Below are 26,016 nucleotides of genomic sequence, written 5' to 3' on the forward strand. Positions count from 1 at the left end.
CCGAAGGCCCACGGAAACACGATGAAGGGGCGCCCTCCGCTCCCACCGTGAGGTGGATGCGGAACCGGCGCCCCTTCGGCGGGTTTTCGTCAGCGCTCGGCAGACTTCGCAGCTTTCGCCGCCTTCTTCACCGCGTCCGCCACCGCGGGGGCGACGGCGTTGTCGAACACGCTCGGCACGATGAACGAAGCGTTCAGCTTGCCGTTGTCCACGACGTCCGCGATGGCGTCGGCGGCCGCGAGGAGCATCGAGTCGTCGATGTGGTGCGCCTGCGCGTCGAGCAGCCCGCGGAAGACGCCGGGGAACGCGAGCACGTTGTTGATCTGGTTCGGGAAGTCGCTGCGGCCGGTGGCGACCACGGCGGCGTGCTTCTGCGCCTCCAGCGGGTCGATCTCCGGGTCCGGGTTCGCCAGCGCGAACACGACGGCGTCGGACTTCATGGTCGCGACCTGCTCGGCCCCGAACAGGTTCGGCGCGGAGACCCCGATGAACACGTCGGCGCCGACGAGCGCCTCGTGCAGCGTGCCCGCCTGCTGCTCCTTGTTCGTGTGCGCGGCGATCCAGGTGAGGTTGTCGTCGAGGTTGCCGCGCGCGGAGTGCACGATGCCGTCGATGTCGGCGGCCACGATGTCGCCCGGGTTCTTGCGCAACAGCAGGCGGATGATCGCCGAGCCCGCCGCGCCGACGCCGCTGACGACGATCTTGCAGTCTTCGATGTTCTTCCCGACCACGCGCAGGGCGTTGCGCAGCGCGGCCACCACGACGATCGCGGTGCCGTGCTGGTCGTCGTGGAACACCGGGATGTCGAGCTGCTCACGCAGGCGCTTCTCGATCTCGAAGCAGCGCGGCGCGGCGATGTCCTCGAGGTTGATGCCCGCGTAGACCGGCGCGAGCGCCTTCGCGATCATGATGATCTCTTCGGTGTCCTGGGTGTCCAGGCAGACCGGCCACGCGTCGACGTCGGCGAACTTCTTGAACAGCGCCGCCTTGCCCTCCATCACCGGCAGCGCGGCGGCCGGGCCGATGTTGCCCAGCCCCAGCACCGCGGAACCGTCGGTGAGCACCGCGACGGTATTGCGCTTGATGGTCAGGCGGCGCGCGTCCTCGGGGTTCGCCGCGATCGCCTGGCAGACGCGGGCGACACCCGGCGTGTACGCGCGGGAGAGGTCGTCACGGTTGCGGAGCGCGACCTTGGGGCTGACCTCGATCTTGCCGCCGAGGTGGATCAGGAACGTCCGGTCGGAGACCTTGCGCACGCGGACACCCGGCAACGAGTCCAGGGTCTGCGTGATGTCCTGCGCGTGGTTCTCCGACAGGGCGTTGGCGCTGATGTCGACGACGATCGAGTCGGGGTGCGACTCGACGACGTCGAACGCGGTCAGCACGCCGCCGACCCGGCCGACGGCGGTCGTCAGATCACCCGCCGCGGTGGACGACGCGGGGGCCTCCACCCGGACGGTGATCGAATATCCGGGACCGGGAACCGGCATGGCACTACCCCCGCTGAGGAACGCTCGAATAGGTCGATCGAAAACCTACTCCCGTGACGACCGCCACGAACCCTCGCAGGGGGTGACTGACCAGTAACTTTCTACCGGTTGATCTCGGTCTCGGGGTGCACGTAAGGCACGCTCTCGAGCGGGAAGGTCACGTCGCCGAACGGGGACAGCGCGCCCTGCCGATCGGACGCGAGCTCGGTGACGGGGTGCTCCCCGTCTTCACCGGGCCACGTGGGGTCGATGCCCGCGCGCTTCTTGTTATCGCCCTTCGCCACAACGTCCTCCAGAGCATGGTCAAGCGTTCTCGGGGGACAGTCTGCCCGAACGCGGCTGCCGGGCCACCACCCGCCCGGTATCCTGGTCCTCTATGCCCGCGCCCTCCCTGGCGGACTGGCTGCGCCAGGAGTCCGACGACGCTCTCGCGGCACTGCTGCGCACGCGTCGCGACCTGTCGACGCCGCCCCCGTCCGACACCATCGTGCTCGCCACCCGGGCAGGCACGCCGGGCTCCGTCGCGCGCGCCTGCGAAGACCTCGACACCTTCACGCTCGCCGTCCTCGACGCCCTGCTGCTGGCCGGGGCGGACACCGAACCGGTCGCCGCGGCCGAGGTCGCGCGGCTCGTGGGCAAGGAGCTCGGCGAGCCACTGGCACTGCTGCGCAAGCGGGCACTGGTCTGGGGTGAGGACGACGCGCTGCGCGTCCCGCCGTCGGCCCGTGACGCGCTCGGCCCCTTCCCCGCCGGGCTCGGGTCGTCGTCGCCCTCGCTCGCCGGAGCGGATATCGAGGCCGCGCTCGCGGAGGTCGGCGAGGACGAACGCGCCCTACTGACGACGCTTGCGGCCGGGCCGCCGATCGGCCGGACCCGTGACGCGGCGGCCGACGTCCCGCTGGAGCGGGCACAGAACCCGGTCCAGCGCCTGCTCGCGCGCGGCCTTCTGCTGCGCCGGGACGACCAGACCGTCGAGCTGCCGCGCGAGATCGGGATCGCGCTGCGCGGCGGGTCGGTGTTCGACCCGGCGTCACTGCGCGAACCGGAACTCCCCACACATCCGCATCAGCCGTCCACAGTGGACACGACGGCGGCCGGTGAGGCGATGGAGTTCTTGCGCCAGAACGAAAGCATGCTTCGCGCGTGGTCGGAGACGCCACCGCCGGTGTTGAAGTCCGGCGGTCTCGGGGTCCGCGAGCTCAAGAAGCTCGCCAAGGATCTCGACGTCGACGAGACACGGGTGACCCTGCTCGCGGAGATCGCGGTCGGCGCCGGGCTGGTGGCCGACAGCGAAGCGACCACGCCGGAATGGGTGCCGACGACGCTCACGGATTCGTGGCTCGCGTCGCCGACCGCGCAGCGCTGGATGACGATCGCCCAGGCCTGGCTCGAACTGCCCCGGCTGCCAGGGCTCGCCGGCGGGCGGGACGCGAAGGACAAGCCGATCGCGCCGCTTTCGGAGGACCTGCGCCGTCCGCTGGCACCCACGTCGCGGCGACGGATCCTGCTCGCCCTGGCCGCTCTTCCCGAGGGCGCGGGCGTGAAGAGCACCGACGAACTGGTCGCCGCGCTCGCCTGGCGCGCGCCGCGGCGGGGCGGGCGGCTGCGCGACGAGACCGTGCGCTGGACGATGGCCGAGGGGGCGGCGCTCGGCCTGATCGGGTTCGGCGGCCTCACCACGGCGGCACGGGCGCTGCTGGCCGAAGACAGGCCCGGAGCGGTCGAGGCGATGATCGACGCGCTGCCGCGTCCGGTGGACCACGTCCTCGTCCAGGCCGACCTGACCGTGGTCGCGCCCGGGCCGCTGGAGGCCGAACTCGCCGCCGAGATGACCGCCGTCGCCGACATCGAATCGGCCGGGCACGCGACCGTCTACCGGATCACCGAGACGTCCGTGCGGCGCGCGCTCGACACCGGGCGGACCGCGGGAGAGCTGCACCAGCTGTTCTCGACACGGTCGGCGACGCCGGTGCCGCAATCGCTGAGCTACCTGATCGACGACGTCGCCCGGCGGCACGGGCGGCTGCGCGGCGGGGCCGCCGAGTCGTTCCTGCGCTGCGACGACGCGTCGCTGCTCGCCGAGGTGATGGGCAGCCCCGTCGCGACCGAGTACGGCTTGCGGATGATCGCGCCGACGGTGCTCATCAGCGCGTACCCGCTCGCCGAAGTCCTCGACGCGCTCCGCGCCGCCGGGTTCGCCCCGGCCGCCGAAGGGCCCGACGGACGCGTCATGGACATCAGGCCGTCTGGACGTCGCCTGCCCGCGAAGGCGCGTGCCGCGCGTCGTGCGCCTGGCGAGCCTGCCGGGCTGACCGACGAGCAGGTCGGCAAGATCGTCGCGCACGTCCGGGCCGGCGACGCGGCTTCGGCACGGCGCCGGGGCGAGACGGTGCGCGCGCCGCAGGGTGGCGGCGCCGGGGACACGTCCGCGACGCTGGCGCTGCTGTCCCAGGCGACCATCGAGCGCCGTGAGGTGTGGATCGGGTTCGTCGACTCACGCGGGACGGCGAGCCAGCGGGTGGTCCGGCCGCTGCGAGTCGGCGGCGGGGTCCTCGAAGGGACCGACAACGAGCGCTACCCGCTGCACCGGATCACGTCGGCCGCCCTCGTCGAAGACTGACCACACCGCGCGTTTAGTCCTCTGAATGCGTGACGGCTGGTCTTCGGTCCTGGACGCTTGTGTCCCCAACCCGCTGCACCAGAGCGCATTTAGAGGACGAAATGCGGGCAGGGGGCACCGGCGTCCCGATCCCGACCGAATGCAGCGCGGACCGGATGGCGGCATGAGCCTCCGCGACGCGCTTTACGGCGATGACTGATCTACACTGTGTTCGGAGCGTGACGTCGCGGACGTCAGGCGAGTCGCAAGGCCAGGTGCACCCGGGGCAGACCGGGACCCTGGCCTTACGCGTGTCCGCTCAACAATTCGTCTCGACGGCTATCTCGTACACGAGGTCCTCGATCAACGCCGATAGCCGGGGCGCCCGTCCTTCCTGGCCCTGATCGCTCCGGCGACCATGTCCGCGGCCCAGAGCAGCGGTTCGTCCTTGCCTCTCTCGTGAGCGACACGGAACGCGGTGCCCTTGGGCAGATCGAATCTGGCACCCTTGACCGTCTCGACATCTCGGACGTCCAGCGTGGCCGTGCGTGATTCGAGCACGAGCATCTCCACGTCGAACGCGGCGAGTTCGAGCACCAAGCGCCGAAGGCAACGGGCACGAGCACGTTCCTGTCGTCGACGGGGTACCGGGGAGCCGACCGCGACGAGGTGAAATCCGTCGAGATCGGCGAGGCTCTTTGACGGCGGCCTCTTGTTCCGCCGGATCCATCTCGTTCCAGTGGAGTTTCGGGATACGCCGCCGGCCTCGAAGCTCCGACATGACAGTACGGACCTCGTCGTGTACAGCTCGGTCGAAGACAGCCGCGGCAAGTACGGAGAACCCGTCGACGTCGGATTCCTTGAAGGATTCGTCACCGAACGCACGGATCGGGAACCGGCCCCTTGATGACATCGCGTGATCTTACGTCACGTCATGCAACCACGGGTTGGCTGCGGGTCAGAGGGCGCGAAGGCCCTGAAGTACCCGCTCCATGAAAGCCCGCGAAGAAGAGTCGCCGAGGATCAGCTCCGTCTGGTGGATCAGCACCAGCCCGGCGTCCGCCATGTCGCCCACGAGCACCTTCACCACGCCCAGCGGCAGCCGCAGATGCGCGGCGATCTCCGCGATCGACCGGGTGTCCAGGCAGAGGTCGCAGATCTGGCGGTGCTCGGGAGTCCGCACGCCGCGGTACCGGCGGCCGTCCTCGCTGGTCGACACCAGCGCCTCCAGCGCCAGGTCGTGCGCGGTGCGGGTGCGCCCGCCGGTGCGGGTGTAGGGCCGGACCCGGGAGCCCGAAGTCGGCAGATAGACCGAAGCGGGTGCGACGTCAGCGGGCGTGGGACGCGGCCGCGACTGACGGATCGGCGAAGGCATCGACGGAGGCGCGGGAGGCGGCTCCGTCGGCGCGGCCGGGCGCCGCGGCATCACCGTGCTGATCGAGCTCAGCTCGAAGCGGCTCGGCGAATCGAAGGCTTCGCGTTCGGTGCCCTGGTAGAGGGAGTCCCAGCCGGACGGTTCCGGTTCGGTGAATCCGGTGATCTTCATCGGTCACCCACGTACGCCGCCCTGGAGCTGCGCGCGCAGCTCGGGCGTGATCTGCTGGCCGACCCGCTCGACGAGCAGGGTCATCTCATAGGCCACGGTGCCGATGTCACAGGTCGGCGCGGCCAGCACGGCGAGTGACGAGCCGTCGGCGACCGACATGAGGAAGAGGTAACCGCGTTCCATCTCGACGACGGTCTGGTTGACCCCGCCCGCGTCGAAGCAGCGCGCCGCGCCGGCGGTGAGGCTGATCAGCCCGGAGGCGACCGCGGACAGCTGTTCGGCCCGTTCCTGCGGCAGTCCGTCCGACGGCGCGAGGAGAAGCCCGTCCGCTGAGACCAGCACGGCGTGCGCCGCACCGGGAACCCGGCGCGCGAAATCCGTGATGAGCCAGCCGAACGAGCTTTGCTGCCCGGATGCCGTCACAAGTCCCTCCTCGCTGCTCAAGACCACCTGGGCGGCGTGGTCCGGGCGTCTCCCGCCGACCTGCACCGATCCCGGGACCGTCGAGCCGAAAGACGCCTCCACCCAGCGTATTCGTCCCGTCGATCGTGTCGAGTCCGCCACCCGGCCAACGGCGTTAACCGAACGTGAACGTCCAGCCGCTCACCGCGTCGACCCATCGCGAACCACGCATTCGTGGGTCACCCCGTGGTGGCCGGGTGCGCCCAGGCGTGAACCGGCGTCCGCGCAGGTCATCGGCGTTACGGTCGCTCGAACGGGTGGCGCCGGCGCCGGATCGAGTGAAAGGGGTCGCCCCACGGTCGATCCGGCTGATGACGCCACTCCCCGAAGCGGGTGAAGCCTGCCGAGTTCACTCCAACGGCCGCATCCGCTCCGGGCTTTCGTCCCTTTTAGCCGGCGCGCAACGCCGAATCGTGTGCGATGGCGTGCTGCACGACCGAGATCAACACCTGCTTGGCGGACTCACGTTCCCGGGCGTCACAGGCCATGATCGGCACGGACGGGGAGATCGTCAGCGCGTGCCGGACGTCCTCGATCTGGTGGTGCAGCAGCCGGTCGAAGCAGTTGATCGCCACGACGTACGGCAGCTTCCGGTTCTCGAAGAAGTCGATCGACGGGAACGCGTCGGCGAGCCGCCGCGTGTCGACCAGCACGACGGCACCGATGGCACCGACCGCGAGGTCGTCCCACATGAACCAGAACCGGTGCTGGCCCGGCGTACCGAACACGTACAGCACCAGGTCCGAGTCCAGCGAAATCCGCCCGAAGTCCATGGCCACGGTCGTCGTCGACTTGTTCGGGGTGGCCGAATTGTCGTCGACGCCGGTACTGGCCTCGGTCATCATGGCCTCGGTGGTCAGCGGATCGATCTCCGAAACCGCTCCGACCAGCGTGGTCTTCCCCGAGCCGAATCCGCCAGCGACCACGATCTTGGCCGACGAAGTCGGTCCGGTCACCTGCGGCGCATTCGCGTCGGAGTCAAATTCTCCGAAGCCCACTGAGCACCCTCTCCATGAACTCGATACTCGGCCGGTCACCCACGTTCTGGCTGGCGGTGTGCACCAGGACCAGACCGAGGCCGGCCACGTCTCCGATCAGCACCCGGACCACGCCGAGCGGCAGGCGCAGCAGCGCCGCGACTTCGGCGACGGACCGGGTGTCCAGGCAAAGGTCGCAGATCGACCGGTGTTCGGGGACGCGTACCCGGTCGAGCACACGTCCCTGTTCGCTGGTCGAGATCAACGCCTCGATGGCAAGGTCGTACGTCGGCTTGGTCCGGCCCCGCGTGCGGAAGTACGGCCGGACCAGGCCGGAGGATTCGACGTCGGTGGTGTACTGCTCGTCGACGTACTCGTTCTGCGCCTGCTGCGGCAGTGCCGCGGCGAGCGGGTCGGCGGCGGCCGCCGCCGCCCGGCGCTCCTCCTCCTTGTCGAAGGAGAACTTGGCGAACTCGCCCGAGTCGTACAGCGGACCGCTGCCACCACCGAACAGTTCCGCCCCGGGGCCGCCGAGGAGGCGTTCCCGGTAGTCCGAAACGCTGAAATCGGCGGGTCCCTGACCCGCGTTCGAATCGGTCAGCCAGCGGGAGGCCTCGTCCGGGGAGACAGGGTCGTTGTCCGACCCCTGTGCCCGCCGCGATCGCCATTCGCGGTCGACCCGGTCCCGGAAGGACGTCCAGTCCTCCCGGCCGTCGTCACGTTCCGACCACCCGCCGGAGAAGTCGTCACCGAGCCGGCCATCGCCCCTCAAGCGCCCGTCGTCCACGGCATTCTCCTCGGTTCCCGGTCGCTCAGCGGCGGACCGACGCGCCCTGCAGCTGCGCGCGCATCTCCGGTGTCAGCTGTTGCCCCACCCGTTCCACCAGCAGGGTCATCTCGTAGACGACCAGGCCGATGTCGCTCTCCGGCGAGCCGAGGACCGCCAGGCAGGACCCGTCGGACACCGACATCAGGAAGAGGAAGCCGTTGGCCATCTCGACCACCGTCTGCGCGACCGTGCCACCTTCGAACACCTTCGCCGCACCGCGGGCGAGGCTCGTGAGCCCCGACGCGACGGCGGCCAGCTGATCGGCCCTGTCCTTGGGAAGTCCCTTCGAGGAGGCCAGCAGCAACCCGTCCGCCGACACCACCACGGCATGCGCCGCGCCCGGGACCCGGTGCACGAAATCCGTGATCAGCCAGGCAAAGCTGCTCGTGTGTCCTTTACCCTGCGCCTGGCCGCCAGGCTGCGCCGGACCACCCGGCTGCATCGCACCCGCCCGTGTCACTGTCACTCCTTACTGCTGTCATCGGCAGGGGAACCCGCACCCCTGCCAGTCACCGGAACGCCGTTGTCATCCAGCGCATCGAGCGGGCGTTCCTTCAACGCGTGCCGTCCCGACGTGTAGCCCTTCTGGAAGCTTGCCATCCGACTCCGCGCCGCCGTCGCCGAGCGGGCGATCGCACCCGTTCCCGGCATTCCGGAGGTCTTGTCGGCGAACGAGTCTTCCTTCTTCGGCTCGTTCCCGCCGATCGAGCCGGGGACGAGGTACTGGTTCGGCACCCGTTTGGGCAGGCCCGCCGGGGTGATCTCGTCGTTCCGATCTTCGTACAGGACCTGCGCCGCCTGCCAGCCGTCGTCCGACGCGCTGCGCCAGCCATTGTCCTGGAGCACCGTCTCCGGCGGAACACTCCGCGGTGTCCGAGTGGGCAATGCCTCTCCGGAAGCGTCTCCAGTGTCCCCGACGGCGGGTTCCTCCACTTCGGCGTCACCGTTACGGGTCCGCGCGGCGGTGTCGGACTCGACCGGCTCGGTGTAGGTGGTCGGGCTGTCAGCCCCGGCCTCGTCACCTTCGCTGAACCAGCGCGAGAGCACCGACTGGTAGATCGGCAGCCGCCGGGTGGGCACGTCGTCTTCGAGCGCCGACTTGCCGGCGTCCGAAGAGTCCTCCGGCTTGTTCTGCGGCTCGACAGGGGTGTACTTCGGTTCCCGCTTCGGCAGCACCAGCGACGCGAACTGCGTCTCGGTGCCACTGGAGGCGCCGTCGCCGTTGGCGGGCGAGATGTCTTCGGCCGTCGGCCACGCCGGGGTCTCCTCGGCGGGCGTCGCGGGGCTGAGGAACGGCCCGGCCGCGTTCTTGCCCGCGACCAGGTCGTCGAGGCTGATCGGCTGGTCGAGCGGGACGAGCCCGCCCTGCTGCGCGACCGGTTGCGAAGCCGGGGGCTTCGACGGCGGCGGCGGGGTCATCTCCAGACCGCGGTCGGAAGCGGGGATGTTCGGCAGCGAGGTCGACATCTCGGACACCGACGGCATCGAAGGCATCGACGTTTCCGAGCGGTTCGCCGGCGGCGGGGTGTTGCGCACGCCGGGCCGCATCTGCGTGAGCAGCTCGGCGGGCACGACGACCCGCGCGATCACGCCGCCCTCGATGTCCTCGTTCTCCCGCAGCCGGACCTCGATGCCGTGGCGGCGCGCCAGGCGCGCGACCACGTACAGGCCCATCCGCCGGGTCACCGAGACGTCCAGGTCCGGCGGGTCGGCGAGCCGCTGGTTGACCTCGGCGAGCCGCTCCTCGGTCATGCCGACACCGTGGTCGGTGACCTGGATGGCGAGCGCCTTCTTGCGGGTGATCACCGCGCGGACGGTCACCTTCGTCTCCGGCTCGGAGAAGTAGGTGGCGTTGTCCAGCAGTTCCGCGAGCACGTGCACGAGGTCGTGGATCGTCAGGCCCTGGACGGCGACCTCGGGGACGATCCCGATCTCGATCCGGGCGTACTGCTCGATCTCCGAGACCGCGGCGCCGATGACGTCGGCGGCGGGCACCGGCTTGGGCACCGACTTCGCGAGACCGGCGCCCGAGAGCACCAGCAGGCTTTCACCGTTGCGGCGCAGCCGCGTGGCGAGGTGGTCGAGTTCGAACAGGCTGGCCAAGTGGTCCGGGTCCTGCTCGTCGGCCTCGAGCCGGTCGATGACGCCCAGCTGGCGTTCCACCAGCCGCTGCGACCGGCGGGACAGGTTCACGAAGATGCCGTTGACGTTCTCGCGAAGGAGGGCCTGCTCGGCGGCCATCTTGACGGCCTGTTCGTGGACGACGTCGAACGACCGCGCCACTTCACCGATCTCGTCACGCGAAGTGACGGGCACCGGTTCGACCGACCGCTTCGAGGCGTTGACCGGGTCCGGGTCGTCCAGGATCGCTTGCACGGTTTCCGGCAGTCGTGTGTAGGCCACGTCGAGCGCCGTCTTCCGCAGCACCCGCAGCGGGCGCAGCATCAGGCGGGCGATGACGAGCATCAGGAACAGCGCCGCGAGCAGGGCCAGCAGCACGATCGCGCCGCCGATCCAGGCCGAGTTGATCGCGTCGGTGGCCAAACTGTCGGCCTGTGCCCGCAGCTGGCCGAGCAGGTTGGTCTCGACCGCGCGCAGCTTGTCCAGCGCGACCCGGCTGTCGTTGCCGAGCGCGACGTTGTCGATCGACGGCGGTTCGTTCTGCTGGTGCAGCGAGAACGCCATCGTGGTGATCCGGCGGCGGTCGTCGACCTCCGGGCCGGAGAAGGTGTCCGAGTAGAGCTGCCGCTGTTCGGGGCTGGCGTTGGCGACGAAGGCCGCCGTCGAGGCATCGCCGCTCGCGACCGCCGAGCGGGCCTGGTCGAACAGGTCGCCGGGGAACCCGGAGCGGAAGGAGGCGATCAGCAGCGCCGCGTCACCGCGGGCGATGAACTCCTTGCTCTCACTGATGGCCTGCACGGTCACGCCGAGCCGGAGCACGTCGCGGTTGGCCACCGCGGTGGTCACCTCGCGACCGAGCTGGACCAGCGAGTCGAGGATGTTGGAGTACGCGATGAGGACCGGGGTGTCGCCCAGCAGCGAGGTGTTCATCGCGCCGCGCAGCGGGCGCAGTGCGTCGAGCCGCTGCAGACCACGCGAGTAGCGGTCCCTCGTGTCCTGATCGTCCGGGTTGATCTGGTTCGCCGAAGCCCGAAGGTCGTCGACGGCGCGGTCGACCTTGGCGATCTGCGCGTCGAGACCGTTCTGGCGCGACGGGTCACCGGAGGCGATCTTGGCGACCGCGAGCGCGCGTTCGCTCTGCAGCTCGTGCACCACGAGGGTGATCTTGTCGGCGAACGCGACCTGATCGGCGGTGTCCTGGAACCGGGCCGCCTCGCTGCTGTCGTCGATCACGCGCAGCGTGCCGAGCACGAGCGCGGTCAGCGTCGGAATGATCAGGACGGCCGCGAGCTTCGATCGCAGACGCCAGTTACGCAGGCCCAGGAACGACCCGGCCTTCCCGCCAGGACCGTCTCCGGTTTCCCGCGCAGGGGCCCCTCCCACCCCCGCGGTGTCTTCGTTCGGCACCGCCGCACCACCATCATCTTCATCCGGGCCGGGAAAGCCCATTTTGGACATGCCGTTCTCGAGCTGGCCGTACTGCTGCTGTCTGGGTCGGTTGTCGAAGACCACTACCCGCACGCTCCCGTCACCCGGGAGGGACACGCACGGCGTGAGTATCCACTCATCCGAATGAGGAAGTCTTCTTTGAAGCGATCTCTCAAGTGCACTTGACCGAAACCCTGCTCGGTGCCATTGGTCTGTTCGGCCTAACCCGCCAGTGCGCGGGTGCGCACCAGCGAAGCACGGACGTGTTCACCGTGTTCAACACAGAGTGCCTTGCACCTCGGGAAAGGTCCAGAGCGTTCGGCCATCCAAGGCACTCTCTTTCACTACATCAGTGGTCCACACCTCACTACCGGTGCATGAGGGTAGCGAACGGGCGGCCCAGATGTAACCCTTCGGTCAAGACCTCCGAGAAAGACCCGGACGGGTCTTGACCCGTGAGCGCTCAGTTGTCAACAAGTCTCCGGCGCGAACACGCCCAGTTATGTTCACTTCTGACAAACAACCTGTTCGGGTGATCGTTACCACTTGGGATCATAGGATGACCACCCATTGTGAGCGCATGATCGGTTCTCTACAGTGTGCCGTGACTTGAGACAAAGAGTCACTTCCGAATTCCACATCAGGCCACGTCATCACGTGTCCTCCCCCCGATCAGGAGCACCACTTGCTTTCGAAGAAGGCCTTGAGCGCCCGCCCGGGGCGGCCGTCTCGTGGAATGGCGAGGGCGATCGCCTTCGCGATGGCGGCCGTCCTCACGACGTCGGTCGGTGGCTGCGGCCTGCTCGGCGGAGAAGATTCGTCCTCTTCCGACGGCTCGGGCAACCTCGAAAAGCCGAAGATCAAGGTCGCGGTGATGTCGACGATCGACGTCGCCGCCTTCCGGCTCGCCCAGGACGGCGGCTACTTCAAGAACGAGGGCCTCGATGTCGAAGCGATCGAGGCCGCCAGCGGGCAGGTCTCGCTGACCAAGCTGATCGGCGGCGAGGTCGACATCGCCTACGCCAGCTACACCCCCTTCTTCATCGCGATGAGCAAGGGCGCCGCCGACATCAAGCTGGTCACCGACGCCTCCTCCGCGGGCCCGAAGAGCACCATGGTGGTCACAGTGCCGACGAGTTCGGTGAAGAGCGTCAATGATCTGGCCGGGAAGCGGATCGGCATCTTCGCGCCGAACACGGTCTCCGACACGCTCACCAAGTCGGTGATGAAGGACCACGGCGTCGACTTCAGTGGCGTCAAATGGGTCCCGGTCGGGCCGCCGAACATGGCGATCGCCCTCAAGAACGGCGACATCGACGCCGGCTTCCTCACCGAGCCGTTCATCACGCAGGCCGCGAAGGCCGTGGGCACGATCCCCGTCGTGGACACCGCGACCGGCGCCACCCAGGACTTCCCGACCGCCGGCTATGGCGCTCTCGGCAAGTTCGTGAACGAGAACCCGAAGACCGTGGCCGCCTTCCAGCGAGCCATGCAGAAGGCCACCCGGGACGCGGCGGACCGCTCCAAGATCGAGCCGTTGCTGGTCAAGTACGCCAAGATCGACCAGGACACGGCCGCGCTGACCACGCTGCTGACCTTCCAGGCCACCCTGGACCCCCGCCGCATCCAGCGGGTCCCGGACCTGCTCCTGCAGATGGGCGCCATCCAGACGAAGATCGACGTCGGCCCGATGATCGCGCCGCAGACCACGAGTTAGTGACACGCGGTTACCCCGAATCGCCGTTCCACCCGAAATTCGATCACTGAAAGTGATGATGTCCAAGTGGGTGATCATGCGATCAGGCGAATGGCCTAAAATGATCACCCGCTTACGACACCCATTGTGAGCGAGTGGGCAAATCTCTAAGGTGACCGCGTGCCTGGCGAATCAAAGCCACGACACGGATGAAAAAACCCAACGGTGATTCATTGTTTCCGAGGAGCTGGCTTTGTTTCGAAACGCCATGAGCAGGAACGGTGCACGTAGAGGACGGGGTGCCGTCGGCGTCGCCCTGAGCGCGCTCATGCTGGCCACGTTGGGCGCCTGCGGCGCACTCGGCGGCGAGGACACGTCGAAGGCGTCGGGTGGCGAAGGCGGGCTGGAGAAGCCGAAGATCAAGGTGGCCCTGCTGCCCGTCGTCGACCTCGCGCCGCTGCGGCTGGCGCAGGAAGGCGGCTACTTCAAGGCCGAAGGTCTCGAGGTCGAAGCGGTCGACGCCCCCAGTGGCCAGCAGGCGATGACCAAGATGATCGGTGGCGAGGTCGACATCGCCTTCTCCACCTACATGCCGTTCTTCGTCGCGAAGAGCAAGGGCGCGGCCGACATCCGGCTCGTCGCCGACTCCGTTTCGGCCAGCCCCAAGAGCAACGCGGTCGTCACCGTGCCGACCTCGCCGGTCAAGACGATCAACGACCTCGCGGGCAAGAAGATCGCGATCACCGACAAGAACACCGCCTCCCACCTGCTCACCGTCTCGGTGATGAAGGACCACGGCGTGGACACCAGCAAGGTCCAGTGGGTGCCCATGCAGCTGCCGAACATCGCCGCGGCGCTCTCCTCGGGCCAGGTCGACGCGGGCTACCTGCCCGAGCCGTTCCTGACCCAGGCCTCCAAGGTCGTCGGCGCGACGCCGGTCGTCGACATCTCGACCGGCGCCACCCAGGACTTCCCTCTGGCGGGCTTCGGCGCGCTCGGCTCCTTCGTGGACAAGAACCCCAAGACGCTGGCCGCGTTCCAGCGCGCACTGGGCAAGGCCGTGCGCGACTCGGCCGACCGCTCCAAGATCGAACCCCTCATCGTCAAGTACGCCAAGGTCGACGCCGAAACCGCTTCACTGCTCACGCTGCCGACGTTCGGGTCCACACTGGACGCCCGTCGCCTGCAGCGCGTACCGGACCTGCTGCTGCAGACCGGTGTGATCACGGCCAAGCTCGACGCCGCTCCGATGCTCGCCCCTCAAGCTGGATAAAGGTCAAGGTGCCACGACTTCTCCGTGCCCTGGCCGGTCTGGCCGGTTTCTTCCTCGTCTGGGAAGTGATCGTCCAGGCCGGCCTGGTCCGTAAAGAGTTCCTCCCCCCGCCGTCCGTCGTCCTCGTGACGATCTTCGAGCAGTTCGGCGAGACCCAGTTCATCCGGGATCTGATCGCCACGTTCCTCGCATGGGCGATCGCCCTGCTGATCGCGGTCGCCATCGCCGTGCCCGCCGGTCTGCTGCTGGGCAGCATCCCCGGCCTGCGCACCGCGACCGCGGTGGTCATCGAGTTCCTGCGGCCGATCCCCGCCGTCGCGCTGATCCCGCTGGTGCTCCTGCTGATCGGCGGCGGCCCCGAAGCGAAGATCACGCTGGCCGTGTACGCGTCGTTGTGGCCCATCATGTTCAACACGATCTACGCGCTCGGCGAGATCGACCCCGTGCTGCAGGAGACCGCGAAGGCATGCGGTACCAGCAAGTTCCGGACGCTGACGTCGGTGGCGCTGCCGCATACCGCGCCGTTCGTGTTCACCGGGGTGCGGCTGTCCGCCAACATCGCGCTGATCGCGGTGGTCAGTACCGAGTTCCTCGCCGGCGCCAAACTCGGCATCGGCAACTTCATCATGCAGGCCAGCACCGGGTCCACCAGGTTCGACCTCGTGCTCGCCGGCACCGTGGTGGTCGGCGCGCTCGGCTTCCTCATCAACGGCGGGCTCGAGATGATCGGCAGGCGGGCGTTCCGCTGGAGCACGGTCGACCGGGAGGCGGTCTCGTGACGACCCTCACGCTGACCAGCCGCGTCGGCAGGCGCGTTGGCCGGGGTATCGGCATCCTGGTCCGCAACTGGCTGCTGTTCTTCGCCCTGCTCGGGATTTGGGAGCTCGCGACCCGGCTCTCGGAAAGCCCGTTCTTCCCGCCACCGACCGAGATCCTGTCCGCCTCGGTGAAGCTGTGGTTCACCGGTCCGGCCTCCCAGCTGTTCCTGACCGACACCGTGTTCGACAACGTCCTGCCGAGCCTCGGCCGGACGCTCGGCGGCTGGCTGCTGGCCGGCGCCCTCGGTGTCGCGCTGGGTGTCCTCTTGGGACGGTCCAAGACCGGGATGGACTACGTCGGGCCGCTGTTCGCGTTCTTCCGCTCGGTGCCGCCGCCCGCGCTGATCCCGGTGTTCATCGTCCTTTTCGGACTCGGGCCGGGGATGCAGACCGGATCGATCATCTTCGGCGCGATCTGGCCGGTGCTGCTCAACACCGTGGACGGCGTCCGGTCGGTGGACCAGGTGAAGATCGACACCGCGAAGTCGTTCCGGACTCCCCGGTCGTACTGGGTGCGCTCGATCGTGCTGCCCGCCGCCGGGCCGAAGATCTTCGCGGGCCTGCGGCTGAGCCTGTCCATCTCCTTGCTGCTGATGGTGATCTCGGAACTGGTCGGCTCCTACAACGGCATCGGCCGGTCCCTGATGGACGCCCAGCAGGCGTTCGACTTCCCGCTCATGTGGTCGTGGCTGGTCCTGCTCGGGCTCCTCGGCTTCGGGTTCAACGCGGCCTTCCTCGCGGTGGAGCAGAGAGTGCTTCGCTGGCAGCCCACCCGCAACGGCCGTCTCTAGTTCTTTCGAAGGGTCAGCAAGATGTCAACCATGCTCGAAGTCTCCGGGCTGAACCACCGGTACGGCGCGGGAGAAAAGGCGCACGTCGCGGTCAACGACCTGTCGTTCACCGTCGAAGCGGGACAGCTCGCGAGCATCGTCGGCCCGTCGGGCTGCGGCAAGTCGACGCTCCTGCGCTGCATCGCCGGGCTGATCAAGCCGACGTCCGGCCGCGTCAGCCTGCATGGCGACGACGTCTCCGGGGTGCCGGAGGATCTGGCCGTCGTGTTCCAGGACTACAGTCGCTCGCTGTTCCCCTGGCTCTCGGTCGCGAAGAACGTCGAGTTCCCCTTGCGGTGGCGCAACTTGAGCCGCTCGGAGCGCCGCACGCGGGCGCAGGAGGCGCTGGAGTCGGTCGGTCTGTCCGGGGTCGGCTCGAAGTTCCCGTGGCAGCTCTCGGGCGGTATGCAGCAGCGCGTGTCGATCGCGCGGGCGCTGGCCAGCCGTCCCGCACTGCTGCTGATGGACGAGCCGTTCGCGTCGGTCGACGCGCAGACGCGGTTCGAGCTCGAAGACCTGACTCGGCGCGTTCAGCGCGAGAACGGGAGCACGGTCCTCGTCGTCACGCACGACATCGACGAGAGCGTCTACCTCTCGGACCGGGTGCTGGTGCTGTCGAAGTCGCCCGCGAAGATCGTCGCGGACCTGCCGGTGGGGCTGCCCGCGGAACGGGACCAGATCACCACGCGCGAGTCGGCGGAGTTCGTGACGCTGCGCGGTGAGGTGGCGCGGCTGCTGCACGGCGGTGCCCCCGAAGCCGTCACCGCGGCTTCGGACGCGGCCGAGTACGAGCTGGCGCAGCAGGAGGCGGCCGACGCCGCCGAGTCCGAGGCGCGCGCGAAAAGCTCCTGACACATGCGATGAAAGGTCCTTTCCTTGCGAAATTCGCAAGGAAAGGACCTTTCATCGCACGCGCGGATGGGGCAAGGCGGCCCCAGTGGTTCAGTACAGCGTGCGCGGGTTCGCGTCGATGCGGACGTGCACCAGATGCGGCCGCTCGTCCGGCAGCGCGGCCTCCAGCGCCGGCTTGAGGTCCTCGGCCTTCTCGACGACCGACGTCCGCAGCCCCAGGCTCTTCGCCAGCGCGGGGAAATCGATACCGCCGAGGTCGACACCCGGCACCTTCTCGCCGCCCGCGGCCTCGCCGAGGATGCGCACGGCGGCGTACTGCGAATTGTCGAAGATCACGAACGTCACCGGCAGGTTGTGCTGCGCCGCCGTCCACAGTGCCTGGACGCAGTACATGCTCGAACCGTCGCCGAGGATCGCGACGACCTTGCGGTCCGGGCGGGCCAGCGCGGCACCGACGGCGGCGGGGAGGCCGTAGCCGAGGGTGCCGCTGGCGACCGTGAGGAAACCGGTGTCGGTGGACTTGATCGGCAGGTGGTCGTGCAGTTCGTTGCGGTGGCTCGGGGTCTCTTCGACGACGATCGCGTCGTCCGGCAGGACCTCCGAGATCACGGAGTAGGCGAAGGCCGGGGTGATCGGCGTGACCGCGGCGGGCTTTTCCAGCCTGGTACGGGGTTTCGGCGCTTCCCGCGGCGCGGCGCGATCCAGCAGCGCGCGGATCGCGAGCTTCGGCGTCGCGCGGATGCCGGTGCCTTCCGCGGCCCTGGCGAGGATCTGCTCGTCGTCGCTGACCAGGAACAGCGGCGGCAGCGCGGTTTCCGACTCGCCCCGGTACACGTGGTAGGTGAACGCTGGAGCGCCGATGACGACCACGAGATCGTGCTCGGTCAGCGCGCTCGCGAGCGCTTTCCGTTCCGGCTGCAGGAATCCGAAGAACTGCGGGTGGTCCTCGGGGAACGAGCAGCGCGCTCCCATCGGCGGCGCCCAGACCCCGGCGCCCACCTTCTCGGCCAGTTCGACGACGTCCGGCACGGCGCCTTCCCCGTCGATACCGGGGCCGACCACGATCGCCGGGCGTTCGGCGGCGTCCAAGGCGGACACCAGTTCGTCCAAAGCGGACGGATCGGGCGCGAAGCCGGGGATCCGCGGCCGGGAGACGACCGGCTTCGAGGTCTCGACGTCCCAGTCGTCCACCGGCACCGAGACGAACACCGGACCCATGGGCGCCTGCGTCGCGATGTGGTACGCCCGCGCCAGCGCCGCCGGGACGTCCTCGGCCCTGGCGGGCTCGCAGCTCCACTTCACGTACGGCTTGGGGAAGTTCGCCGCCTCGACGGCGCCGAGGAACGGATCGTCCGGCAGCAGCGACCTGGTCTGCTGGCCCGCCAGGATGATCAGCGGGGCGTTGTTGCGGTACGCGGTGAAGATATGCCCGAGCGCGTGGCCGACCCCGCCGGCGGAATGCAGGTTCACCAGCGCCGCCTGCCTGCTCGCGCGGGCGTACCCGTCGGCCATCGCGACGACGGACGCCTCGTGGAGCGCGAGCACGTAGGTGAAGTCGTCGGGCCATTCCGTCAGGAAGGCGATCTCGGTCGTACCGGGATTGCCGAAAACGGTGGTCAGGCCCAGATCGCGCAGCAGTTCCCTGGTCGCGTCACGTACGGTGCGGGTAGCCATGGCCACACGCTATCTGGTCGGTACCGGATAGTTGAAGATGCAACCTCGTATCACCGTGTGTGGTCTGGACCTGACCCCGTGTTCACGGCTTCGGTACGGGGGTCGCGAATGGAGTGAAGGCCTCCTTGCCTACCTTGAGGGTAGGGAAGGAGGCCTTCACGGCATGCGGAGCGATACGGCGCGCCGCGCGGTACCGGCGTTCGGGGCCTACTCCTTGACCAGCGCCGCCCACTCGCGAACGGCGGCGGCGTCCACATCGGACTCCCAGCCGCCCGGGCGGACCGCGCCGCCGACGTGGAACGCGCCGACCCCGCCCGCTCGCAGCAGATGCACCTGCTGCGCCCGCAGGCCGCCGCCGACCAGCAACCGAGGCCCGTCCTCACGCCGGGCGAGCCGCTGCAGCACCGAAAGCCCGTGCGCGACGCCGTGCGGATGCCCGGCCGCGAGCACCGTGTCGCAGCCGAGGCCGGTCAACTGGTCGTAGGCGCGCAACGGATCCCGCGCGCGGTCGATGGCGCGGTGGAAGGTCCACGGCAGCCCGTCGAGCTCCTTGACCAGCGCCTCGCAGGCTTCGACGTCGATTTCGCTTTCCAGGTCCAGGAAACCGAAGACGAACTCCCGCGCGCCCGCGTCGATCAGGCGCACCGCGTCCGCACGCAGCCCGTCGAGGTCACCGGCGGCGAAGGACATGTTGTCGCGCAGCATGACCCGCACCGGGAGATCGGTGGCGCCGAGCACGTCGCGCACCGTCTCGACCGACGGGGTGAGACCGTCGCTGGCCATGTCGCTGACCAGTTCGAGGCGATCGGCCCCGCCCTCCTGCGCGCGCTCCGCGTCCACCGCGGTCAGCGCGATCACTTCCAGCAGGCCGGTTTTCGGGGTCATGGACCTTCCAATTCGCTCAGTGTCTGTCGGTGAACCCGCGGCCGCGATCGCGTCGCCACGGCGCGGTCGCGAGGGGTGCGTCGCGGTGGCTTGGCAGGGCGCCCTGCCGCCGCGATGGCGGAGCCTTCGGCGGAGGCGGGTTCAAGCTCAGGGTCGCCTTCCGGGTACATCGCAGCTCCGCACATTCGCTCAATCCGAGGGGTTGTCGTCACCCCTGGCGTGGCGACCGCGCCGGAATCCGCCTTGCAGGCTGGTCATCCGTTCGCGGACCGCTTCGGGGGAAAGTGAGAGTATCGGCCTCTCCCCTCGCGGCTTCTCCGGCCTGTCGTCCTGCGACCGGGCCTCGGGAACGACGGCGGGCAGCACCGGCCAGGTCTCCTCCGCCCCGTCTTCCTGTTCCAGCTCGGCGGGCGTCGGCCAAGCCGGTTCCGGCTCCTTTTCCTTCGGCTCCAGCGGCTTCAGGGTCGGTTCGGTCGGCTCGTCCGGATCCTGCGCGGGTTCCTCGGGCACGGCGTTCTTGACCGGCTCGAACGAAGGCAAGGAAGGCGGGCCGGGTTCCGCGGGCGAAGGCCCTTCGCGCGGGCCGCCGTGGTCGAACCACTGCGAAAGCACGCTCTGGTACTTGGGCATCCGCTCGGTCGGCGAATCCAGTTCGAGATGGTTGACGGCGTCGTCGTCCGAAGACGGCCATTCCGGCTGGGTCTCGCGCTCGACGACGGGAGCGCGTCGCAGCGGGCCGGGGTCCAGCACGGGCGCGAACCGCGACTCCTCGGCGCTCTCCTCCGGCTCGGGCAGCGGCGGGACTTCCAGCGGCGGCTCGGGTTCCGGCTCCGGGACGACGACGGTGACGGGCACGGGTTCCGGCATCGGGGCGGGCCGGGGCGCTTCGACGATGAGCGCGGCTGGCACGACGACCACCGCGGTGATCCCGCCGCCGTCGGCGGACCGGAGACGGACGTCGATATGGTGCCGGATCGCCAGCGTCGCGACCACGAACAGGCCCATCCGCCGGGAGACCTCGACGTCGACGTCCGGTGGATTCGCCAGCCGCGCGTTGGTGCGGTCGATCTCCGCCTGCGGCATCCCGGCGCCGTGGTCGGTGATCTCGATCTGCCATTCCCCGCGGTCGGTCTCGTGCCCCTCGACCTGCACCATCGTGCTCTGATCCGAATAGCGGGTCGCGTTCTCCAGCAACTCGGAGACCACGTGCACGAGATCGTTGACGGCCTCGCCGCGTACCGCGATCCGCGGCGCCGGGCCGAGTTCGATCCGCTGGTAGTGCTCGACCTCCGAGAGCGCGGCGCCGATGATCTCGTCGGCGACGACGGCGCCACCGTCCTCACGGACGACGTCGGTTCCGGACAGCACCAGCAGGTTCTCGCTGTTGCGGCGCATCCGGGTCGCGAGATGGTCGAGTTCGAAAAGCCCGGCGAGCGTGTCGGGATCCTGTTCGTCGGCTTCCATCCGGTCCAGCACGGACAACTGCCGTTCGACGAGATCCTGGCTCCGCTGCGACAGGTTCACGAACATCGCGTTGATGTTCTCCCGCAGCATGGCCTGTTCCCCGGCGAGCCGGACGGCCTCGCCGTGCACCGCGTCGAACGCGCGCGCCACCTGGCCGAGTTCCTCGCGGCTGAACACCGGCACCGGAGCGACGGCCAGCCGCCGCCGCAGGTTCTCCGGCTGCGGTTCGGGGTCGCTCAGCAGTCCTTCGACGGCCGCCGGCAGCTGGTGTTCGGCGACATGCAGCGCGCTGCGGCGCAGGATCCGCAGTGGCCGCAGCAGCGAACGCGCGATGATCACCGAGAGCACCCCGGCGACGACCAGCACGGCGAGCACGATGCCGCCGTCCCAGATCGCGGACGTCCTCGCCTGCGCCGCGAGGGAGTCGGTGCGTTCCTGAAGCTGGACGAGCAGCGCCTGCTGCACCTGGTGGGCCAGATTCACCGTGTAGGTGGCCGAGGTGTCCCACTGGTTCGGATCCAGCCCGCCGAGCCCCTGATCGTTCTCCGCGCGGATGAGCGCCGATTCGACCATGTCGTTGCCGATGTCGACGATCAGGCCGATGACCGTGTCGTCGTACATCCGCTGCTGTTCGGGGGTCGCGAACGTGCGGTAGTCGTTGCGGGCGGCGGCGAGTTCGGCCTCCGCGCCGAGCAGCGCGCGGGTCCTGTCCCGGTTGAGGCCGCCCTGCGCGAGCGCGGCCGCCATGATCGCGCGTTTGACCGACATCTGGTCCTTGACCCGCGCGAGCGCGTTACCCGCGAGGCGGAGCTTTCCCAGATCCGGGTCGGACACGTCGGCGGCGGTGGAATCGCTGATGTCGAGCAGACCGGAGATCAGGTCGCTGTAGGAGCGGAGCACCGCGTCGGCGGGAAAAGCGGAGTGTTCCGCGGAAAAGCGGAGCCCGGTCAGCACGCGCAGCCGGTCGCTGGTCTGCTGCAGGCTGGTCGCGGTCTTGCCGCCGAGCCTGCTCTTGCTCTCGCCGAGCGTGCGGTCGAACGTGCCGATGGCCTCGTCGACGCGCTTGCGCTGCTCGGTCAGTTCGGAAAGGTCGCCCTTGCGATCGCCGGCGACGAACCGGACGGTGAGGTCTCGTTCGCGCTGGAGCTGGTGCACGGCCTCGGCGACGGTGCTGTCGACGCGGCCGCGGGTGGCGAACTCGGCCAGCTGCCTCGCGTCCCGCAGATCGGAGTTGACCCGGAGCCCGACGAGGGCGACCACCGCGAGGGCGGGAATCAGGAGTACCACGAAGAGTTTGGTACGCAGGTGCCAGTTCCGCAGCCGCCAGCGTCCGCCGACACGAGGATGCCGTTCCGCCGCGTCGCCCCCACGGGGACGCTTGTCGCGACGGGCCACCTGGTTTCCTTTTCCCACCACGGGACCCTTTCCCATGGCTGACATCGGGGACGAAAGCCCGAACCTACTGTAGAGTAACAAGGTTCGGGAACGATCGAAAGCCGCGCCATCGGGGCGCCTCCCCCAGGCGATCGTATGGGGCGCGGACCATACGATCCAGAAGCAGGAGCACATTCTCTCGGTAGGTGAGCGGTGACGAAGATGCGCGTCTTGGCGATTCCGCTGGTAGCGGCGCTGCTGGCGACCGCAGGTTGCGGAGTGTTTTCCAGTGGTGACGCAAGCACCGACGCGCCACTCGAACGGACGGAACTGCGCATCGGCGTCGGGAACCCCATCGACACGGCCCCCTTGCGGGTCGCCGTCGCGGACGGGAAATTCACCGCGGCCGGCCTTTCCGTGACCCTCGTCGAGGTTCCCGCCGATCAGGCGATCGGCAAACTCGCCGCGGGCGAGATCGACCTGGCGTTCGCGAGCGACGTGTCGATCTTCCGCGCCTCCGCGGCCGGGACCGCGCTCCAGTTGCAGGGCGAGGCGTACACCGCCGGCCGCAACACCATGGCGCTCGTCACACTCCCCGGCTCCGAATACACCGAGCCGACGCTCAAGAAGTCACCGAAGATCGCGGTGAACCTGCTCGACGATGTCGGCGTGCTGGCGGCCCGCTCGGTACTGGGGACCGCGGGCGTCGACGTGAACCGGATCCAGTTCAAGCAGCACCCGTTCGACCGGATGCCCCAGGCGTTGCAGGCGGGCGAGGTCGATGCCGCGTGGATGGTCGAGCCGTACATCACCAGGGCCGAGAAGGAGCTGGGGGCGAGCATCCTCGCCGACGGCGCCCGCGGCGCGACACTGGACTTCCCGATGTCGTCCTACGTTTCGACGGGAGCCTTCGGCCAGGCCAACGCCCGCACGCTCGCGGCGTTCCGGAAGGTGCTCGGCGAAGCGCAGGTGCGGGCGGCCGACCCGGCCGTCGTCCGCGACGCGCTGCCGTCGTTCTCCGACATCGACCGGACCACGGCGTCGCTGATCTCGCTCGGGACGTACCCGGTCTCCCTCAACGGCATCCGGCTGCAACGCGTCGCCGACCTGATGCACAACTCCGGCCTGCTCGGCGCGCGGCTCGACGTGCAGTCGATGGTGGCGCACCCCTAACCCGGACCCCGCCCCGCCGCCACCCTCAACGGACAGGCTTCGCCTGACTGCTAGATATTTTCGCCGGTCGGCCTGAGGCACACCGTGCGCTCGGGCGGCCCGGTGTAGTGCAGGGCGGTGTCTTCCGACGAACAGGCGTACTCCGACGATCCCCGCGAGACGACCGCGCGCGCCTCCGCGCTGATGTCGCTGCAACGAACCTTCGCGATCCGCGTCTCGTGCACGACGTCGCGCAGGCAGTCCCCGCTCTCGACGTTCAGCGCGAGGCAGAGTGTCTTTTCCGCCCTCTTGCTCGACGAACCCCCGTACAGCTCGAACTGGATGTAGTCGGCACTACGGCAGTCCGACGAGCCCGTCCGCACCTCGTCGATACGGAAGGTCGCACGATTCGACGAGCAGCTGGCCGTCGTGTAGCTCTGGTTTCCGCCCGCCTCGTCGGTCAGATACAGGCACTTGCCCGCCTCGACCTTGGTGAACCTGCTCGACTGCGAGAGCCCGAAGGCGACCAGGCTCCCCAGGCCCAGCGCGGCGACGACGCCCAGCACGATCGAGGCCTTGGCCAGCACGCTCAGTGGCGGCGGCTTGGGGAACGGCGTCGGCGGTGCCGCCTCCGGCATCGGGGGCAGCGGCGCGGGCGCGTTGAACGGGTCGTACTCGGGTGTCCCGCCGGTCGGTGTAGTCGTCAAGGTCCCCTCCAGTCACCTGCCGCATATCCTTCCACCAGCGGTGCCGCGGCGGGAGCCGGTGTGGCCGGAACGTATAAAGGACGATGTGACCGATGGCCCGCTGATCGTCCAGTCCGACAAGACCGTGCTCCTCGAGGTCGACAACAGCCAGGCCGACGACGCGCGGATCGCCATCGCGCCGTTCGCCGAACTGGAACGCGCGCCCGAGCACGTCCACACCTACCGGATCACGCCACTGGCGTTGTGGAACGCCCGCGCGGCGGGCCACGACGCCGAACAGGTCGTCGACGCGCTGACGACGTACTCGCGCTTCCCCGTCCCCCAGCCGCTGCTCATCGACATCGTGGACACGATGGGGCGGTTCGGGCGGTTGCAGATCGCGAACCATCCGGCGCACGGCCTGGTGATGTCGACCATCGACCGCGCGGTGCTGGAGGAGATCCTCCGGCACAAGAAGATCAGCCCGATGCTGGGCGCGCGGATCGACGAGGACACCGTCGTCGTGCACCCCTCCGAGCGCGGGCGGCTCAAGCAAGCGCTGCTGAAGGTCGGCTGGCCCGCGGAAGACCTCGCCGGCTATGTCGACGGCGAGGCGCACCCGATCGACCTAGCCGAGGTCGACTGGGAACTGCGGGACTACCAGCGCAAGGCCGCCGAGGCGTTCTGGGCGGGTGGGTCCGGCGTCGTCGTGCTGCCGTGCGGCGCGGGCAAGACGCTGGTCGGCGCCGCGGCCATGGCGCACGCGAAGGCGACCACGCTGATCCTGGTGACGAACACCGTCGCCGGACGGCAGTGGAAGCGGGAGCTGGTCGCGCGGACCTCGCTCACCGAGGAGGAGATCGGCGAGTACTCCGGGGAGAAGAAGGAGATCCGGCCGGTCACCATCGCGACATACCAGGTGGTCACGCGCAAGACCAAGGGCGAGTACAAGCATCTGGACCTGTTCGACTCGCGGGACTGGGGCCTGGTGGTCTACGACGAGGTCCACCTGCTGCCCGCGCCGGTGTTCCGGATGACCGCGGACCTGCAGTCGCGGCGGCGGCTGGGGCTCACCGCGACCCTGGTGCGCGAGGACGGGCGCGAGGGTGACGTGTTCTCCCTGATCGGCCCGAAGCGATACGACGTCCCGTGGCGCGACATCGAGGCGCAGGGCTGGATCGCGCCGGCGGAATGCACCGAGGTCCGGGTGACGCTGACCGACGCCGAGAGGCTCGCGTACGCCACGGCCGAAGCCGAGGAGCGGTACAAGCTGGCGGCGACCGCGGACACCAAGACCAAGGTGATCAAATCGCTGGTCGACCGGCATCCCGGCGAGCCGACCCTGGTCATCGGGGCCTATCTCGACCAGCTGGAGATGATCGGCGACGAACTCGACGCGCCGGTGATCCAGGGCGCGACGCGGAACAAGGAACGCGAAGAACTGTTCGACGCTTTCCGTCGCGGCGAGATCAGGACGCTGGTCGTTTCGAAGGTCGCGAACTTCTCGATCGACCTGCCGGAGGCGTCGGTCGCCATCCAGATCTCCGGGACGTTCGGCTCGCGGCAGGAGGAGGCGCAGCGGCTCGGACGGCTGTTGCGGCCCAAGGGCGACGGGCGGCAGGCACATTTCTACTCGGTCGTCTCGCGGGACACCGTCGACACGGAGTACGCGGCGCACCGGCAGCGGTTCCTGGCGGAACAGGGGTACGCGTACCGGATCGTGGACGCGGACGACCTGCTGCGCCCCATTTAGGGACAGTCCGCGCTCTTGTCCGGGTGGTCGTGAGTGGCGATTCGGGTTAGAACCCGAACCCCCCCCCCCCAACCCCCAGGCCCCCCACACCACCCCCGGGGTTTTCT

Annotated in this window: 21 protein-coding genes; 8 read left to right on the plus strand and 13 right to left on the minus strand. The window is 69.0% G+C overall.

Annotated elements, in window-relative coordinates; all coding sequences use genetic code 11:
• Nucleotides 1–89: 89 nt before the first annotated feature.
• Both AC069I_RS14715 and AC069I_RS14720 read right to left on the minus strand, forming a co-directional pair.
• Entirely contained in the window at nucleotides 90–1,490 is a 1,401-nt protein-coding gene (locus AC069I_RS14715; RefSeq protein ID WP_340686551.1) for an NAD-dependent malic enzyme, read from the minus strand.
• A gap of 101 nt (nucleotides 1,491–1,591) precedes the next feature.
• A complete protein-coding gene (locus tag AC069I_RS14720; RefSeq protein WP_007033389.1) occupies nucleotides 1,592–1,774 on the minus strand; it encodes a hypothetical protein in 183 nt (60 codons plus the stop codon).
• Nucleotides 1,775–1,866: 92 nt separating this feature from the next.
• On the opposite strand from AC069I_RS14720, the gene AC069I_RS14725 reads away from it, so the two are divergent.
• Nucleotides 1,867–4,110 (plus strand): helicase-associated domain-containing protein, encoded by a 2,244-nt coding sequence (locus AC069I_RS14725; RefSeq protein ID WP_478265619.1) that lies wholly within the window; start codon nucleotides 1,867–1,869, stop codon nucleotides 4,108–4,110.
• Nucleotides 4,111–4,452: 342 nt separating this feature from the next.
• On the opposite strand, the gene AC069I_RS14730 is transcribed toward AC069I_RS14725, so the two are convergent.
• From AC069I_RS14730 to AC069I_RS14760, 7 genes are all read right to left on the minus strand, one after another.
• Nucleotides 4,453–4,689 carry a hypothetical protein gene (locus AC069I_RS14730; protein ID WP_478265620.1) on the minus strand — a complete coding sequence of 79 codons (237 nt, stop codon included), beginning with the start codon at nucleotides 4,687–4,689 and terminating at the stop codon, nucleotides 4,453–4,455.
• Between the two features lie 358 nt (nucleotides 4,690–5,047).
• Entirely contained in the window at nucleotides 5,048–5,635 is a 588-nt protein-coding gene (locus AC069I_RS14735; protein WP_478265621.1) for a DUF742 domain-containing protein, read from the minus strand.
• 3 nt (nucleotides 5,636–5,638) lie between these two features.
• Complete coding sequence (locus AC069I_RS14740; protein ID WP_005156190.1) at nucleotides 5,639–6,058, minus strand: roadblock/LC7 domain-containing protein; 420 nt, start codon at nucleotides 6,056–6,058, stop codon at nucleotides 5,639–5,641.
• A gap of 428 nt (nucleotides 6,059–6,486) precedes the next feature.
• Nucleotides 6,487–7,095, minus strand: coding sequence for a GTP-binding protein (locus AC069I_RS14745; protein ID WP_007033392.1), 609 nt, complete (start codon nucleotides 7,093–7,095; stop codon nucleotides 6,487–6,489).
• The gene (locus AC069I_RS14750; RefSeq protein ID WP_192743810.1) at nucleotides 7,076–7,861 is read right to left on the minus strand and encodes a DUF742 domain-containing protein; all 786 of its coding nucleotides are present in this window, start codon (nucleotides 7,859–7,861) and stop codon (nucleotides 7,076–7,078) included. The genes AC069I_RS14745 and AC069I_RS14750 overlap by 20 nt, the downstream gene beginning before the upstream one ends.
• A gap of 25 nt (nucleotides 7,862–7,886) precedes the next feature.
• Nucleotides 7,887–8,345, minus strand: coding sequence for a roadblock/LC7 domain-containing protein (locus AC069I_RS14755; RefSeq protein WP_085939650.1), 459 nt, complete (start codon nucleotides 8,343–8,345; stop codon nucleotides 7,887–7,889).
• 20 nt (nucleotides 8,346–8,365) lie between these two features.
• The gene (locus tag AC069I_RS14760) at nucleotides 8,366–11,482 is read right to left on the minus strand and encodes a sensor histidine kinase (RefSeq protein ID WP_478265670.1); all 3,117 of its coding nucleotides are present in this window, start codon (nucleotides 11,480–11,482) and stop codon (nucleotides 8,366–8,368) included.
• Nucleotides 11,483–12,188: 706 nt separating this feature from the next.
• On the opposite strand from AC069I_RS14760, the gene AC069I_RS14765 reads away from it, so the two are divergent.
• The 5 genes from AC069I_RS14765 to AC069I_RS14785 all read left to right on the plus strand — a co-directional run bounded on the left by AC069I_RS14765 (nucleotide 12,189) and on the right by AC069I_RS14785 (nucleotide 16,921).
• On the plus strand, nucleotides 12,189–13,169 hold the full coding sequence (locus tag AC069I_RS14765) for an ABC transporter substrate-binding protein (protein ID WP_478235394.1): 981 nt from the start codon (nucleotides 12,189–12,191) through the stop codon (nucleotides 13,167–13,169).
• A gap of 247 nt (nucleotides 13,170–13,416) precedes the next feature.
• Entirely contained in the window at nucleotides 13,417–14,421 is a 1,005-nt protein-coding gene (locus AC069I_RS14770; RefSeq protein WP_478225250.1) for an ABC transporter substrate-binding protein, read from the plus strand.
• Nucleotides 14,422–14,429: 8 nt separating this feature from the next.
• The gene (locus tag AC069I_RS14775; RefSeq protein ID WP_465431799.1) at nucleotides 14,430–15,200 is read left to right on the plus strand and encodes an ABC transporter permease; all 771 of its coding nucleotides are present in this window, start codon (nucleotides 14,430–14,432) and stop codon (nucleotides 15,198–15,200) included.
• Complete coding sequence (locus AC069I_RS14780) at nucleotides 15,197–16,030, plus strand: ABC transporter permease (protein ID WP_478225249.1); 834 nt, start codon at nucleotides 15,197–15,199, stop codon at nucleotides 16,028–16,030. The genes AC069I_RS14775 and AC069I_RS14780 overlap by 4 nt, the downstream gene beginning before the upstream one ends.
• A 21-nt stretch (nucleotides 16,031–16,051) precedes the next feature.
• The gene (locus tag AC069I_RS14785) at nucleotides 16,052–16,921 is read left to right on the plus strand and encodes an ABC transporter ATP-binding protein (RefSeq protein ID WP_478265622.1); all 870 of its coding nucleotides are present in this window, start codon (nucleotides 16,052–16,054) and stop codon (nucleotides 16,919–16,921) included.
• Between the two features lie 90 nt (nucleotides 16,922–17,011).
• Here AC069I_RS14785 and mdlC read toward each other — a convergent pair whose 3' ends face one another.
• From mdlC to AC069I_RS14800, 3 genes are all read right to left on the minus strand, one after another.
• On the minus strand, nucleotides 17,012–18,595 hold the full coding sequence (gene mdlC, locus AC069I_RS14790; RefSeq protein WP_478265623.1) for a benzoylformate decarboxylase: 1,584 nt from the start codon (nucleotides 18,593–18,595) through the stop codon (nucleotides 17,012–17,014).
• A gap of 207 nt (nucleotides 18,596–18,802) precedes the next feature.
• Nucleotides 18,803–19,480 (minus strand): copper homeostasis protein CutC, encoded by a 678-nt coding sequence (locus AC069I_RS14795; protein ID WP_478225246.1) that lies wholly within the window; start codon nucleotides 19,478–19,480, stop codon nucleotides 18,803–18,805.
• Between the two features lie 189 nt (nucleotides 19,481–19,669).
• Nucleotides 19,670–22,339 (minus strand): sensor histidine kinase, encoded by a 2,670-nt coding sequence (locus AC069I_RS14800; RefSeq protein ID WP_478265624.1) that lies wholly within the window; start codon nucleotides 22,337–22,339, stop codon nucleotides 19,670–19,672.
• A 192-nt stretch (nucleotides 22,340–22,531) separates the two neighbouring features.
• Here AC069I_RS14800 and AC069I_RS14805 point away from each other — a divergent pair, with 192 nt between their 5' ends.
• Entirely contained in the window at nucleotides 22,532–23,491 is a 960-nt protein-coding gene (locus AC069I_RS14805; RefSeq protein WP_478265625.1) for an ABC transporter substrate-binding protein, read from the plus strand.
• Between the two features lie 50 nt (nucleotides 23,492–23,541).
• On the opposite strand, the gene AC069I_RS14810 is transcribed toward AC069I_RS14805, so the two are convergent.
• Nucleotides 23,542–24,177, minus strand: coding sequence for an LppU/SCO3897 family protein (locus AC069I_RS14810; protein ID WP_478265626.1), 636 nt, complete (start codon nucleotides 24,175–24,177; stop codon nucleotides 23,542–23,544).
• 85 nt (nucleotides 24,178–24,262) lie between these two features.
• On the opposite strand from AC069I_RS14810, the gene AC069I_RS14815 reads away from it, so the two are divergent.
• Entirely contained in the window at nucleotides 24,263–25,909 is a 1,647-nt protein-coding gene (locus AC069I_RS14815; protein WP_478225242.1) for a DNA repair helicase XPB, read from the plus strand.
• Nucleotides 25,910–26,016 lie beyond the last annotated feature (107 nt).

This window comes from Amycolatopsis sp. NPDC043885, from assembly GCF_056435685.1.

Coding starts and splice junctions, on each gene's coding strand:
- AC069I_RS14765 (WP_478235394.1), top strand. CDS start 12,189: ATGGCGAGGGCGATCGCCTTCGCGATGGCGGCCGTCCTCACGACGTCG.
- AC069I_RS14735 (WP_478265621.1), bottom strand. CDS start 5,635: ATGAAGATCACCGGATTCACCGAACCGGAACCGTCCGGCTGGGACTCC.
- AC069I_RS14715 (WP_340686551.1), bottom strand. CDS start 1,490: ATGCCGGTTCCCGGTCCCGGATATTCGATCACCGTCCGGGTGGAGGCC.
- mdlC (WP_478265623.1), bottom strand. CDS start 18,595: ATGGCTACCCGCACCGTACGTGACGCGACCAGGGAACTGCTGCGCGAT.
- AC069I_RS14760 (WP_478265670.1), bottom strand. CDS start 11,482: ATGTCCAAAATGGGCTTTCCCGGCCCGGATGAAGATGATGGTGGTGCG.
- AC069I_RS14725 (WP_478265619.1), top strand. CDS start 1,867: ATGCCCGCGCCCTCCCTGGCGGACTGGCTGCGCCAGGAGTCCGACGAC.
- AC069I_RS14755 (WP_085939650.1), bottom strand. CDS start 8,345: ATGCAGCCGGGTGGTCCGGCGCAGCCTGGCGGCCAGGCGCAGGGTAAA.
- AC069I_RS14785 (WP_478265622.1), top strand. CDS start 16,052: ATGTCAACCATGCTCGAAGTCTCCGGGCTGAACCACCGGTACGGCGCG.
- AC069I_RS14770 (WP_478225250.1), top strand. CDS start 13,417: ATGAGCAGGAACGGTGCACGTAGAGGACGGGGTGCCGTCGGCGTCGCC.
- AC069I_RS14795 (WP_478225246.1), bottom strand. CDS start 19,480: ATGACCCCGAAAACCGGCCTGCTGGAAGTGATCGCGCTGACCGCGGTG.